We start from the raw sequence: 14,417 nt of genomic DNA, 5'->3' as shown, positions 1-14,417 counted from the left end.
CTAGCTTACTGTAAATTATTAAAAGCGTCACCTTCAAAGGTGGTGTAGTTTACTTTTAATGCATTTACTTTTCTAAGCTCTTGTTTAATGTCTGATATTAAGCCCATATTTGCTTCTTTGTCAACTTTTAAAGCTGTAGTCAGTACATTTTGCAGCTCTTGTGGCTTTTTAGCCCTTTCCGCTAAAATATATGATCCAACCTCATCAACACTGGCAAACTTATCATTCAACTGAATTCTTGTTTCGGTGCCATAAACACTTGCATATTCTCTTGTTGGTTTACCTGCGAAAATATATATCACTCGGTCTTTCTTTTCCAACTTTTTAATTTCACTAGCATTTGGCAAAGTGTTCTCAACCATTATTGAGCTATCCTTCATAACGGTTACCGTCATAAAGAAGAACAACAACATAAAAACAATATCAGGAAGTGATGCGGTTGAAACCGCTGGCAAATCTCCATCCTTCTTTTTTGCAAACTTTGACATCTATATTATTTTTATTGATTTCTAGAAGTTTCTGCTTCCGATAGTTTTTGTGGGAATAACTCTTGGATTCTTTTTACTTTATCCTTTAGCTCATCCCTTACACTACTTGGAGTTTCTGGGTTCAGATATTCTGTTTCCATAGCAGTAAAGTCTCGTCCATACAAGCGCTGTGCCTCACGATTACGTAAGTCATTGTACGCCCCTACAAGCTCATTTTGAACTGTAATGTAAGTACTGTACTTTGTTTCCCTATCATTTTTTAAAGAAATAATAGCCTTGTCCGGATTATCAGAGGATTCCGCATCACGCTTACCTTGACAATAGCTACAATATTCTAGGCTTCCTGAAGATGCTCCTCCATTATCCAAAAATCCCTTTGCTGCTTCTCGAAGGTTTTTAATGTCCATTATCTCTTCTTCAACAAGAAGTTGGCCACTTTTATTGATGTTAACAGTAAAAATGTTTTTCTGTTTGATTATTACATTGTCCTCTGGCGGTTCCATTGGAGGAAGCATTCTATCAAGTCCTGCATCAGTTTCTATAGTTGTTGTAACCAAGAAAAAGATAAGTAACAAGAATGCAATATCAGCCATAGAACCTGCATTTACTTCTGGTGCTCCTTTTCTTCTAGGCATAATCTATTTTTATTTTCCTATTAATCTCTTTACCCCAGGCCATATCATCAATAAGACTGCCACCACTGTCATTCCAAAGAATACATTTAGTAACATTCCAATAGTCTTGACCGTACCAGCAGTTGGTTGTATTTCTTTTCCATCAAATACTTGTACCACTGCGTCTGCTTCTTCTCCACTTGAAAGTGCATAACCTATGATGAACAATACGGCTAAGGCTCCAATAGCAAAAAGTGCTTTCTTAAGCCCACCTGGCGTTGTCATCATTTTCTTAAGGCCAAAAAACACTGCCAATACCGTGGCAGCAATTAATAGCACCCAAGTTAAAAGGAACATAATGTTAATTCCTATACTATTAATAGCTTCTGGATCATCTTTAGAAGGCATCATGAAAAAACTCATAATGGCCCCTACGATACCGATAACTATTAATACAATCTTTAATATCTTTTGCATGATTCGATAGTTTTAAATGTTATCAATTACTTTTTATGGGCAGCCAACATATCAATCAAAGAGATTGAGGAGTCTTCCATATCATTTACAATACTATCGATTTTAGCAATAATGTAGTTATAGAATATTTGAAGGATAATCGCTGTTATCAAACCAAATACAGTTGTTAATAATGCTACCTGAATATCACCAGCAATTAGCGAAGCACTCAAGTTACCAACAGCCGCAATCTTCTGGAATGCCTGAATCATACCTATTACCGTACCCATGAAACCAAGCATTGGCGCAATAGCGATAAACAGAGATAACCATGAAACATTTTTCTCCAATTGTCCCATTTGAACACCACCATAAGCCACTACGGCTTTCTCAGCAGATTCCAAACCTTCGCCAACTCTGTCAAGCCCTTGATAGTAAATAGAGGCAACTGGACCTTTTGTATTTCTACAAACTTCTTTTGCAGCTTCAACGCCACCTGACGCTAGAGCGTCTTCAACTTGTTGTTTCAATTTAGAAGAATTGGTGCTTGCCATGTTAAGGTAAATGATACGCTCAATAGCAACCGCCAAGCCCAAAATCAAACATAATAATACGATACCCATGAATGCTGGTCCACCTTGTATGAACTGTTCTTTCAATACTTGTGTAAAACCTTTACTAGCTTCAGCAGCTTCGTCTTGTGCCATTGCTGTTGTAGTACCTAAAATAAACATTCCGGCAATAGCCAGAGAAGAGGATATTTTTTTCATCGTGTTCAAACTTAAATTTAGTTAGTTAATAATGTTAAAGATATAAAAATTTACTTATTAAAAAATTTATTGCTCAGCAGAGAGGAAGGGATTCGAACCCTCGATACACTTTTGGTGTATACACACTTTCCAGGCGTGCGCCTTCGACCACTCGGCCACCTCTCTATTTTCATAGTTAGGTCGCCCAATAAACAAAAAAATAATTAGTTAAAGAAATTTGAGGAGTTAATTTTACTGCATTTCCCCTCTTAGCGAAGTTTCAAAAATAGTCTTGAACAGTTGTTCAGAAACCCCACTACCTATAAGATACATAGCCTTAGTTATTGCAGCCTCGAAGGTAATGTCCTTACCATTAACAAGTTGTATCCTTTTTAGTATTTCACTGGTTTCGTAGTGACCCATCATTACACTCCCACCTGAACATTGTGTAATGTTTATAATATGTAAACCTTGTGCGATTGCTTTTTTCAATATAGCAATAAACCATTCGTCAGTTGGTGCATTTCCTGCCCCATAAGTCTCTAAAACCAAGACCTTCATGTCTTTAGTTTTTAGGACAGATTCTACCACATTCGGACTTATTCCAGGGAATAATTTTAGAGACCCCACATTTGAACTCATTACCTTATGTACCTGAAATTTTTTTCTAGAGCTTTTTAAACCCAACAAAAAGGGTCTGTTTATTTTTAAATGAACTCCAGATTCTGCCAGTTCAGGGTAGTTTGGAGAACTGAATGCCTCAAAATGTTCAGCATTAACTTTAGTCGTGCGATTTCCTCTATATAATTTATATTCAAAATAAAGTCCAACCTCTCTAATTACAGGTTTATTCCTAGACTGTAAGGAGGCTATTTGAATTGAAGTGATCAGATTTTCCTTTGCATCAGTCCTTAAGTCACCTATTGGTAATTGGGAACCGGTAAAAATAACTGGCTTTGCTAAATTTTCTAGCATAAAACTTAATGCTGACGCTGAGTAACTCATGGTATCACTACCATGCAATACTACAAAGCCATCATGAGTATCGTAATTCTCTTCAATAATGGAAGCTATTTCAACCCAATAGGAAGTATTCATGTTAGAAGAATCAATCGGATTTTCGAAAGAAACACTGTCTATTGTGCAGTCCAATTGGTTCAACTCCGGGATATGTTTCAACAACTTATCAAAATTAAAAGCCTTAAGTGAACCGGATTTATAGTCCTTGACCATACCAATAGTGCCTCCGGTATAAATCAATAATATTTTTGCCTTTTTTTGTGCGCTCATTTATCAGATATCAAATACTTCTTTAGAATTAGCAGTAGTGATTTTGGCAATTTCAGCTTCACTTACATTGTAAATTAAAGCCATTTTTTCCAATACTTTAGTAATGTATGAACTTTCATTGCGCTTGCCACGATAAGGAACTGGAGCTAAGTAAGGCGAATCTGTCTCCAGAACAACATGCTTTAAATCAATTTTATTTAAAAACTGGTCAATCTTGCCATTCTTAAAAGTAGCAACACCTCCAATTCCTAATTTCATCCGATAAGAAATCGCTTTATGAGCCTGTTCAATTGTACCAGTGAAACAATGAAAAATTCCATATAAATCATTGTCTTTTTCTTGTTCTAAAATTTCAAAAATTTCATCAAAAGCTTCTCTACAATGAATAACTATTGGAAGTTTTAGTTTTTTTGCCAACCGTATTTGAAAAACAAAAGCTTCTTGCTGTTGTTTTAAAAAGGTTTTATCCCAATATAAGTCTATCCCTATCTCACCGATGGCATAAAACTTTCGTTTTTCCAATTGCTTTTCTACATGGTCCAATTCTTCCAAGTAGCTTTCCTTTACGTGGGTCGGATGCAAACCCATCATTAAGAATACATTATCGGGATACGATTTTTCCAATTCATACATAGATTGTGTATAGGTGGAGTCTATTGCTGGTATAAAAAATCGACGCACGCCAGCATCAATGGCTCTAGAAATCATTTCATCCCTGTCGTCATCAAAAGCTTCACTATATAAATGTGTATGTGTATCTGTTATAATCATCTGGCAAAAATAAGTTTATCTTTAACAATATTATTACTATCCTTCGACAAGCTCAGGATGACATCCCTTGTGAAAATTTAGTTGAAAAATGAAATCACTCAAAAAATTTTTAGAGACAAAAAAATATACTAAAATACCTCTGGCACTTACTGAAACCAATCATTTTGAAGTCTCAGCAAAGATTAATGGTATTTCAGGAAGATTTATCTTAGATACGGGTGCTTCCAACACCTGTATTGGCATGGATAAGATTGAATTTTTTAATTTAATTTCTGAAGCATCTGAAGTAAAAGCCGCAGGAGCTGGAGCTACAGAAATGGAAACCTTAATTTCCAACAAAAACAAGGTTCAGCTCGGGGACTGGAAAAAAAGAAGACAGAAAATAGTACTTTTTGACCTAGTTCATGTGAATGAGGCACTAACTGCCCACAAGGCATTACCTGTTGATGGTATCATAGGTGCAGATATCCTAAAAAAAGGCAAAGCGATTATTGATTATGATAAAAAGTGCCTCTACTTGAAAATCAAATAATTTATAGTTCAAGTGCCTTTTCAACATCACCGTCCATTAAAAGTTCAATAGGGTTTTCCAGTGCTTCTTTAACTGCAACCAAAAAGCCTACAGACTCTTTCCCATCTATAATTCTATGGTCATAAGAAAGTGCCACATACATTATTGGCGCAATTGCAATTGCATCGTCCCTAACTATTGGTCGTTCTACGATATTGTGCATACCTAAAATTGCGCTTTGCGGTGGGTTAATGATTGGTGTAGACAACATAGATCCAAAAACGCCTCCATTTGTAATCGTAAATGTGCCTCCTGTCATCTCATCAACTGTAATCTCACCTTCACGAGCTCGAATGGCCAAACGCTTTACTTCAGACTCCACCCCTCTAAAAGTTAAATTTTCAGCATTTCTTATCACGGGTACCATTAGTCCTTTTGGGCCTGAAACTGCAATACTAATATCACAAAAATCATAAGTAAGCATCTCTTTACCATCTATCATAGAATTCACAGCCGGGTATAATTCTAATGCGCGAACAACTGCTTTGGTAAAGAATGACATAAAGCCTAAACTTACTCCATGTTTTTCTTTAAAGGTTTCTTTGTACTCTTTACGGAGTGCAAAAATAGGGGACATATCCACCTCATTAAAAGTGGTCAACATTGCAGTCTCATTTTTAGCAGCTACCAGACGCTCTGCAACTTTTCTGCGTAGCATGGATAATTTAGAACGTGACTCTCCCCTACTTCCACCTGTGGGAGTACCCATTGAAGGAACTGCATTTACTGCATCGTCTTTGGTAATTCTTCCATCTCTTCCACTGCCTTTTACTGATGAAGGAGAAATCCCTTTTTCGTCCAATATTTTTTTAGCTGCTGGAGAGGGAGTTCCAGATGCATAGGTTTCTTTTTTAGCTTCAACTGGTTTGGCTACTTCCTTTTTAGGCTCCTCTTTTTTCTCTTCTTTCTTTGCCTCAGGTTTTGAATCGTTCCCAGCAGGTTTTTCGGCACTGGTATCTATTAAACAAACTACTTCACCTACAGCAACAGCATCACCCTCCTCTGCTTTAAGGGTAATAGTTCCGCTTTCTTCAGCAGGAAGTTCTAGTGTTGCTTTATCTGAGTCTACCTCAGCAATAGCCTGATCTTTTTCAACATAATCCCCATCTTGCACCAACCACTCTGCAATCTCTACTTCGGTTATAGACTCTCCCGGTGAGGGAACTTTCATTTCTAAAATCATCTTATTTTCCTTTATTTCGAGTTTGTTTATTTTTTTATTTTGAAATTGTCTTTTGACTTGTCAAAGACATAATCGATAACTTGTTCGTGTCTTCGCTTTGAGCGGACAGCACTACCCGCCGCTGGTGCCCCATAAAATCTTCTTGAAGCAACCCTAAAACTTTTTGCTTCCTCAAGATGCATTAATAAATGACCCCAAGCACCCATATTTCTGGGTTCTTCTTGAGCCCAAACAATCTCTTCTGCCTTATTGTATTTTTTAATAATCTTGCGCATATCTTCAGAAGGAATAGGGAAAAGTTGCTCCAATCTCACTAAAGCTAAATCATCTCTTTTCAATTCTTCTTTCTTTGCCAACAAATCATAATAAAACTTGCCCGTACAGAAAACTAAAGATTTTGTCTTTGCTGCGGTAGCTTTTTCATCATCTATCAATTCTTGGAAACTTCCATTTGCCAACTCTTCCTTGGTCGAGACCACTTTTGGGTGTCTCAACAGACTTTTAGGGGTAAAGACCACTAATGGTTTTCTAAACTTGGCCTTCATTTGGCGTCTTAACAAATGGAACATATTTGCCGGCGTGGTAACGTCAGCGACATACATATTATCCTTAGCGCATAGCTGGAGGTAACGTTCCATTCGGGCGGATGAATGCTCCGCTCCTTGACCCTCATAACCATGTGGCAATAAAAGCACTAGTCCATTTTGAAGTTTCCATTTGTCTTCCGCTGAAGACAAATATTGATCAATTACAATTTGAGCCCCATTACTAAAATCCCCGAACTGTGCTTCCCAAATAGTCAAAGTCTGTGGACTTGCCATAGCGTAGCCATAATCAAATGCCATTACTGCATATTCCGACAAGAGGGAATTGTAAATATGGAATTTTCCATTTTGCTGCTTACCAAGGTTATTCAACAATGTTACTTCCTCTTCGTGCATCTCTGTTTTAATGACGGCATGTCTGTGGGAGAAAGTCCCTCGCTCAACATCTTGGCCTGTCATTCTAACATCATAACCTTCTTCCAATAATGAACCATAGGCCAATAATTCTCCCATGGCCCAATCCAGCTCATTGTTATCAAAATACATCTTATGGCGACCTGACACCAAGCGCTCTAATTTGCGCAAAAACTTTTTACCCTCTGGTAATTGGGTTATGCTTGTTGCTATATCTGTCAACTTTTTAAGGTCGTAAGAGGTGTCTATAGGTTTTAACATAGCATCTTCGGTTTTTTGCTTAAAACCTTCCCATTCATCTTGCATAAATGGCGTGATACGTGTTTTTTCTATTTTTCGAGAGTCCATCAAATCTTCTTCAAGACTCTTCTTATATTCCTCCTCTAAACTCTTAACGTAAGATTCATCAATGATGCCTTCAGCTATTAACTTTTGAGCATAAATATCCCGTGGGTTCTGATGTTTTGATATGGATTTATATAACAATGGCTGTGTAAACTTGGGCTCATCACCTTCATTATGACCATACTTTCGGTAACCGAGCAAATCCAAGAAAACATCACGCTTAAAACGCATTCTATATTCTAAAGCAAAAGTAGCTGCATGTACAACAGCCTCTGCATCATCAGCGTTCACATGAAGTACTGGCGACAAGGTCACCTTACCAACATCTGTGCAATACGTAGATGAACGCGCATCTAAATAGTTAGTTGTAAAACCTATTTGGTTGTTCACAACAATATGTATTGTCCCACCAGTTTGATAACCGTCTAAACGTGCCATTTGAATAATCTCATAAGCAACGCCTTGTCCTGCAAAAGCAGCATCTCCATGCACAAGGATTGGCAATACTTCTGAACTGTTTTCTTGATGTGAACTATCCTGTTTTGCCCTGGCAATACCTTCTACAATACCATTTACAGTTTCTAAGTGAGAGGGATTGGGAGCAATATTCATATTCATCATCTTGCCAGAATCTGTTTCTCGCATGGATGTCCATCCCAAATGATATTTTACATCACCATCAAAAATAGTTTCCTCATAGTCCTTACCATCAAATTCGCTAAAAATGTCTTTTGGGGATTTTCCAAAGATATTGGTAAGTACACTTAGACGACCTCGGTGGGCCATCCCCATTACCACCTGCTTTACTCCAGCATCGGCAGCTTTCTCAATAATCATGTCTAAGGCGGGAATCAAGGATTCACCTCCCTCTAATGAAAATCGTTTTTGACCTACATATTTGGTGTGAAGAAAGCTCTCAAAAGAAACTGCTTCATTTAATTTTCTAAGAATGTTCTTCTTTTCATCAACGGAATAGTTAGGATGATTATCATTGACATTTAGCCAATCTTGAATCCATTGAATACGCTCTGGTGTGCGTATATACATATACTCTACCCCAATAGCATCACAATAAATACTTTCTAAATGCTTAATAATCTTTTTAAGACTGCTCGCCCCAATACCAATGATATTTCCTGCATCAAATACAGTATCCATATCCTCTTCAGTAAGACCAAAGTTGGTCACATCAAGGTTAGGTGCATATTTTCTTCTTTCCCGTACAGGATTAGTCTCCGTAAAGAGATGTCCACGTGAACGATAGCCATCTATCAAACGGATAACATTAAATTCTTTTTGTAATGACTGTGGCACCTCAACCTGTTGCCCATTAATCATGGCAACTTCTCCATTGCCTATCGAAGAAATATCCAGTTCGTCCAATGAGCTTTCCAAACCGAAATCAAAACCTTGAAAAAATGCACGCCAGCTAGGCTCAACGCTATCGGGACTTTTGGTGTATTTATCGTATAACTCCGCAAAGAAAGCGGTATGTGCTGCGTTTAAAAAGGAATATTTATCCATACAGTAAACTGTCGAAAATTCTTAAGCAAAATTTTATCAAAAATACAATAAAATGAAGACCTAGTTTTATAAGTATCCTTTAAAGTTCAATGATAACTAAGGATTTAAAACCAATTAAACATATTTGGCTTTCAACCACACTTTTTGAAACAGTCGTTTTAATATTAGGAAACTGACTTCTTTAGAAATTTCAACTACATCTGAAGATTTTATTTCTCTAAATTCTTTTTCAGGTATATCAATGACATACAAAAGATTGAGATAGTCTGGAAACTTCTCCAGTAATAAAACGTAAACCTTTTCTTGGAGCTGGGTTTCCAATGATTCAAAAGAAACACTTTTTAATGGCAGCAAGTCCACGTTAGCCAATTCAAAATCTTTTTGAAGCTGCGCGTGCAATTTATCAAATAGCCCATGGTTTTGGGCTTCCCTAAGAATTTCTAAACTGTTCCTGAAGCTAAATTTCTTATCCATAGACTTTAACTGTCAACTCTTCAAATGCTTTGACAGGCTCAGTGTGACAACTTAGTAACTATCACCCGCACCCAAAAGTATTTTACTTTTTGTAGACCTTACCCTCTTTCATTACAAAAACCACATTTTCAAGGGTGTTCACGTTTTTAAAAGGATCTTCATTTACTGCAATTATATCTGCTAAAAAACCTTCTTTTAGTTGCCCTAAATTATCCATTCCCAAAAGCTTTGCATTGATAATAGTAGCAGCTTTGAGTGACTCTTTTAAAGGAATTCCTGCTTCTAACAGATAGCCAAACTCTATTGCATTTTTTCCGTGTGGAAATACTCCGGCGTCAGTACCAAAACCCATTGGAACGCCATTTTTGTATGCTTTTGCCATGGTTTCTTGGTGAATAGGCCCAATTTCTAAAGCTTTTCTAGCAACTACTGGAGGAAAAAATCCAGGCTGCTTTGCTTTTTCAGCTACTTGTTTTCCAGCGCTTATGGTGGGAATTAAAAAGCAGTTGTTTTTTTTCATTAATTCCATGGTCTCCTCACTCATAAAAGAACCATGCTCAATAGTGCTAACTCCACCTATAATTGCCAATTTCATACCTTCATCTCCATGGGCATGTGCAGCAACGGACATCCCATAATTCTTTGCAGTACTCGTAATAGCTTGTATTTCTTCTAAAGTAAATTGTGGATTATGGCCACTTTTTGCTACGCTAAGAACGCCACCCGTTGCAGTAATCTTTATAATGTCTGCGCCATTTTTGTAGCGTTGACGCACTGCTTTTTTACCATCAGCTGGAGAATTTACCACACCATCTTTTGGTCCAGGGTCGCCCATTAAATCTGTTTTCATTCCGTTTGTTGGGTCAGCATGACCTCCAGTAGTTGCCAAAGCTTTCCCTGAGGTGAAAATACGAGGACCTTCAACAAGACCTTTGTTAATTGCATTTCTTAGTGAAATATTTACGCCAGAACCTCCTAAATCACGAACTGTGGTAAACCCAGCTAGTAAAGTCTTTTTAGCATTGACTGCCGACTCAAATGCCACATCTGCATCATTATTGGTGAATCTTTTGATGTAAACCTGTGGATTAAACTCCGACTCCATATGCACATGCATGTCTATAAAGCCAGGTAATACTGTTTTATCTTTTAAATCGATAATCTCATCATTTGCTGTGCCAGATACAAATCCATTTTCAATAGCCTGAATTGTATTTCCTGAAACAACAATGGTCTTTTGTAAAAGTATTTTGCCTGAAGCAACATCAACTACAGAGCCACATTGCAAATAGGCTTTTTGGGAAAAAACGATGGAACACGTAACTAGAGAAAGTAGTACTATTATTTTTTTCATTTCTGGTTGGTTTTATTTTCTTAAAAATACTAAATAAAAAAGCCCAACGCTTTGGTTGGGCTCGACTCCATAACTCGTATGGTTTAACTGCGTATTTTTTGTTCCCAGTCCCAAGCCGATTTCATGGCTTCATCCAATGTAGATTTGGCTTTCCAACCTAAAACCTCATTTGCCTTTGTAGTGTCTGCATAAGCTTCTATTACGTCTCCCGCTCGTCTATTTACAATTTTATAGTTGAGTTTTTTACCGGACACCCTCTCAAAACTTTCAATAACTTCCAGAACGGAACTACCTTTGCCAGTACCAAGGTTAAAAACCTCAAAATTCTCTACATTTTTATCATTAATCAATCTTTGTAAGGCAGCAACATGTGCTTTTGCCAAATCCACTACATGAATATAATCACGGATACAGGTTCCATCCGTTGTAGGGTAATCATCTCCGAATACAGATAATTGTTCTCGCAGACCAACACCCGTTTGGGTAATAAAGGGCACTAAATTTTGAGGTACTCCAGTTGGCAACTCTCCAATTTCCACACTTGGATGTGCCCCAAATGGGTTAAAATAGCGCAAGGCTATTGCAGACATATGTGGCGTAACTTTACACGTATCCCTTATAATTTCTTCTCCAACTTGTTTTGTATTTCCGTATGGTGATTCAGCAGGTTTTACTGGTGCATCCTCTGTTATAGGCATTTTATCCGCTTGGCCATAAACTGTACAAGAGGAGCTAAATATAAAACTTGCCTTTCCTTTTTTTGATAATTCTTGTAAAATGTAAGTCAATACACCAAGGTTATTCTCATAATACAATAATGGTTTTTCTACACTTTCACCTACCGCTTTTGATGCTGCAAAATGAATTACCCCTTCAATATCATGATGTCTTGAGAAAAAATCTTCAACTTTTGGTTTATCCCTTAGATCAAAGTTTTCAAACAGCGGTTTTTTACCTGTGATGGCCACAATCCCATCCAAAACTTTTTCGGAAGCATTGGAAAGGTTATCAATAATGACAACATCGAAGCCTTCATTTTGAAGTTCCACAACGGTATGTGAACCTATAAAACCTAATCCACCAGTAACAAGAATTTTCATTTCAACTATTGTTTAAGACTTAAAACTAGTTCTAAATCCTTATTAATCATTTAGAAACTCGATAATCATTGTGGTAATATAGTCTATCTGTTCATCATCCAACTCGGTATGCATTGGCAATGATATTACCTCTTTGACCAATTGATTGGTTACTGGAAAATCTGCTTCATTGTATCGCTCATCAATATAAGCTTTTTGTTTGTGTAAAGGAATTGGGTAATATACCCCACATGGAACTCCATTATCGTTTAAATGCTGCACCAATTCGTCTCTTTTTCCATTTAATATCCTCAGAGTATATTGATGAAACACGTGACAATCACATGTGTCACAAATACCATCGCATCCATTCACTGTTTTAGGAGTCAAAATATGTTCATGGTTTTTTAATGCTGAAGAGTACTTCCTTGCTGCCTCTCGTCGTTTCCTATTATACTCATCTAAATTTGGCAGTTTAGCTCTTAGCACAGCAGCTTGAATAGAATCTAACCTAGAATTCACTCCAACCACATCATGATGATATCTTGTGTACATTCCATGATTTACCATACCACGTATTGTGTGTGCTAAATCGTCGTCATTGGTGAAAATTGCTCCGCCATCACCATAACAACCTAAATTCTTTGAAGGGAAAAACGAAGTTGATGCCACATGACCTATAGTACCAGACATTTTTTTAGTCCCATCCTTAAAGGTATGTTTGGCACCAATACCTTGAGCATTATCTTCAATAATATATAAATTATGCTTGTCAGCTAAATCCATAATAGCGTCCATATTCGCACATTGACCAAAAAGATGTACAGGAACTATTGCCTTTGTTTTTGGTGTAATTGCATTTTCTATAGCGGCTATATCAATATTAAAGGTATCTGGCTCTACATCTACTAAAACAGGAGTAAGTTGTAAGAGTGCAATTACTTCTACAGTGGCAGCAAAAGTAAAGTCAGCCGTAATTACTTCATCGCCTGGTTGCAGTCCTAAACCCATCATGCAAATTTGTAAAGCATCTGTGCCATTTGCACATGGGATTACATGTTTAACCTTAAGGTAATCTTCCAATTCTTTTTGGAAAGCATGAACTTCTGGGCCATTGATAAATGCTGAAGATTCTAAAATGTTGGAAATTGATGAATTTACCTGTTCTTTTATTCCTTGGTATTGACCTCCAAGGTCAACCATTTGAATTTTTTTCATCTATATTGATTAATTGAACAAAATTAAGAAATTAAGCTACTGCAAATCTTCATTCGTCTAAGAAATGTATTTTAGCACAAACTAATTTTGTGCACGCACTTTATTCCTTTTTAGTACATGTTGCGTGGTTTGTCCTAAAACAAATCGCTCACTTTAAACCAAAAATCAAGCTTTTTGTTGATGGTCGTAAAAGTGTGTTCCCCATTTTAGAAAACTCAATTACTTCTACCGACAAAATAATCTGGATGCACGTTGCTTCTTTAGGTGAATATGAGCAGGGACTGCCCATTCTACAGCAACTAAAAGCCCTTTATCCCGATTACAAAATATTACTCACTTTTTTTTCCCCTTCTGGTTATGAAGTGAAAAAGAATTCTGATGTGGCAGATATCATTACCTATTTACCATTGGATACAGTTACAAATGCCGAAAGGTTCTTGGAAATTACTAACCCAAAAATGGCGTTGTTTGTCAAATATGAAATATGGCCAAATTATCTAAAAGAATTATGCAGAAGAAAAATTCCAGCACTATTGGTCTCCGCTTTATTTTCAAAAAAACAGGTCTATTTTAAATGGTACGGACAGTTTATGCGAAGGAGCTTATCAGTATTCAAGCATTTCTTTGTACAAGATGAAAATTCTCGAAAATTACTGAATTCCATAGGTTTAAATAATGTCTCTGTTAGTGGTGATACCCGTTTTGACCGAGTACTCGAAATTTTAGAAAGAGACAATAGGTTGGATTTCATGGACAATTTTAAACAAGACAATTTTTGTTTTGTGGTTGGTAGTAGTTGGGCCGAGGACGAGGAAGTTATAGTTGATTTTATAAATACCTCCGATAAAGAAATAAAATACGTAATTGCCCCACATAATATTAAAGGGGAACATATTAAAAAGTTAAAAAACAGTATTACAAAAAAAGTTGTTTGTTACTCTCAACTGAAAAACAAACCCCTAAACAACTATGAAGTCTTGTTAGTTGACACCATCGGTTTACTTACTAAAATTTATAGCTATGCAGATATTGCTTATGTTGGAGGTGGTTTCAAAACTGGATTACACAACACCTTGGAGCCTGCTGTATTTGGTATTCCCATTTTAATTGGACCTAACTATCATGGTTTTAAAGAAGCTGAGGAATTGGTTAAAAAAGGAGGGGTACTCTCCATAAAAACTAAAGAAGAATTTTCTACCACCTTAAATAACTTATTGGAAAATGACACCTTACCATTGTCAACCGGAAAGACAAATTCTCAATATATAAGTTCAAATAAAGGGACTACTTCCAAAATCATCAGCTACATTCATAAGGTTCTTTAAATTTTGCTAGTTTTAAG

14 protein-coding genes and 1 tRNA gene are annotated in these 14,417 nt (G+C 36.8%); 2 read left to right on the top strand and 13 right to left on the bottom strand.

Annotated features, from left to right (window positions below; all coding sequences use genetic code 11):
• Positions 1 to 5: 5 nt before the first annotated feature.
• The 7 genes from AACP56_RS14685 to AACP56_RS14655 form a co-directional block, all read right to left on the bottom strand.
• Complete coding sequence (locus AACP56_RS14685) at positions 6 to 488, bottom strand: ExbD/TolR family protein (protein ID WP_339337400.1); 483 nt, start codon at positions 486 to 488, stop codon at positions 6 to 8.
• Between the two features lie 11 nt (positions 489 to 499).
• The gene (locus AACP56_RS14680; RefSeq protein WP_339337401.1) at positions 500 to 1,123 is read right to left on the bottom strand and encodes an ExbD/TolR family protein; all 624 of its coding nucleotides are present in this window, start codon (positions 1,121 to 1,123) and stop codon (positions 500 to 502) included.
• A 9-nt stretch (positions 1,124 to 1,132) separates the two neighbouring features.
• A complete protein-coding gene (locus AACP56_RS14675) occupies positions 1,133 to 1,579 on the bottom strand; it encodes a hypothetical protein (RefSeq protein WP_339337402.1) in 447 nt (148 codons plus the stop codon).
• A gap of 26 nt (positions 1,580 to 1,605) precedes the next feature.
• Complete coding sequence (locus AACP56_RS14670; protein WP_339337403.1) at positions 1,606 to 2,328, bottom strand: MotA/TolQ/ExbB proton channel family protein; 723 nt, start codon at positions 2,326 to 2,328, stop codon at positions 1,606 to 1,608.
• Between the two features lie 77 nt (positions 2,329 to 2,405).
• Positions 2,406 to 2,493: transfer RNA gene (locus AACP56_RS14665), tRNA-Ser, on the bottom strand.
• Positions 2,494 to 2,559: 66 nt separating this feature from the next.
• The gene (locus AACP56_RS14660; protein ID WP_339337404.1) at positions 2,560 to 3,597 is read right to left on the bottom strand and encodes an asparaginase; all 1,038 of its coding nucleotides are present in this window, start codon (positions 3,595 to 3,597) and stop codon (positions 2,560 to 2,562) included.
• Positions 3,598 to 3,600: 3 nt separating this feature from the next.
• Complete coding sequence (locus AACP56_RS14655) at positions 3,601 to 4,368, bottom strand: TatD family hydrolase (RefSeq protein ID WP_339337405.1); 768 nt, start codon at positions 4,366 to 4,368, stop codon at positions 3,601 to 3,603.
• 88 nt (positions 4,369 to 4,456) lie between these two features.
• Here AACP56_RS14655 and AACP56_RS14650 point away from each other — a divergent pair, with 88 nt between their 5' ends.
• The gene (locus tag AACP56_RS14650; RefSeq protein WP_339337406.1) at positions 4,457 to 4,900 is read left to right on the top strand and encodes a retropepsin-like aspartic protease; all 444 of its coding nucleotides are present in this window, start codon (positions 4,457 to 4,459) and stop codon (positions 4,898 to 4,900) included.
• A 1-nt stretch (position 4,901) separates the two neighbouring features.
• Here AACP56_RS14650 and odhB read toward each other — a convergent pair whose 3' ends face one another.
• The 6 genes from odhB to AACP56_RS14620 all read right to left on the bottom strand — a co-directional run bounded on the left by odhB (position 4,902) and on the right by AACP56_RS14620 (position 13,075).
• Entirely contained in the window at positions 4,902 to 6,122 is a 1,221-nt protein-coding gene (gene odhB / locus AACP56_RS14645; protein ID WP_339337407.1) for a 2-oxoglutarate dehydrogenase complex dihydrolipoyllysine-residue succinyltransferase, read from the bottom strand.
• Between the two features lie 26 nt (positions 6,123 to 6,148).
• The gene (locus tag AACP56_RS14640; RefSeq protein ID WP_339337408.1) at positions 6,149 to 8,950 is read right to left on the bottom strand and encodes a 2-oxoglutarate dehydrogenase E1 component; all 2,802 of its coding nucleotides are present in this window, start codon (positions 8,948 to 8,950) and stop codon (positions 6,149 to 6,151) included.
• A 114-nt stretch (positions 8,951 to 9,064) separates the two neighbouring features.
• On the bottom strand, positions 9,065 to 9,424 hold the full coding sequence (locus AACP56_RS14635; RefSeq protein ID WP_339337409.1) for a hypothetical protein: 360 nt from the start codon (positions 9,422 to 9,424) through the stop codon (positions 9,065 to 9,067).
• A gap of 82 nt (positions 9,425 to 9,506) precedes the next feature.
• Positions 9,507 to 10,778 (bottom strand): metal-dependent hydrolase family protein, encoded by a 1,272-nt coding sequence (locus AACP56_RS14630; RefSeq protein WP_339337410.1) that lies wholly within the window; start codon positions 10,776 to 10,778, stop codon positions 9,507 to 9,509.
• An 83-nt stretch (positions 10,779 to 10,861) separates the two neighbouring features.
• Complete coding sequence (galE, locus tag AACP56_RS14625; protein ID WP_339337411.1) at positions 10,862 to 11,878, bottom strand: UDP-glucose 4-epimerase GalE; 1,017 nt, start codon at positions 11,876 to 11,878, stop codon at positions 10,862 to 10,864.
• A 42-nt stretch (positions 11,879 to 11,920) separates the two neighbouring features.
• Positions 11,921 to 13,075 (bottom strand): DegT/DnrJ/EryC1/StrS family aminotransferase, encoded by a 1,155-nt coding sequence (locus tag AACP56_RS14620; protein WP_339337412.1) that lies wholly within the window; start codon positions 13,073 to 13,075, stop codon positions 11,921 to 11,923.
• Between the two features lie 89 nt (positions 13,076 to 13,164).
• Between AACP56_RS14620 and AACP56_RS14615 the strand changes: the two genes are divergently transcribed.
• Positions 13,165 to 14,400: a 3-deoxy-D-manno-octulosonic acid transferase gene (locus AACP56_RS14615; protein WP_339337413.1), complete on the top strand. Its 1,236-nt coding sequence runs from the start codon at positions 13,165 to 13,167 to the stop codon at positions 14,398 to 14,400.
• Positions 14,401 to 14,417: the final 17 nt, after the last annotated feature.

The organism is Croceitalea sp. MTPC6 (genome assembly GCF_036985525.1).
GTDB lineage: Bacteria > Bacteroidota > Bacteroidia > Flavobacteriales > Flavobacteriaceae > Croceitalea.
This window is presented reverse-complemented; position numbering and strand designations above follow the sequence as displayed.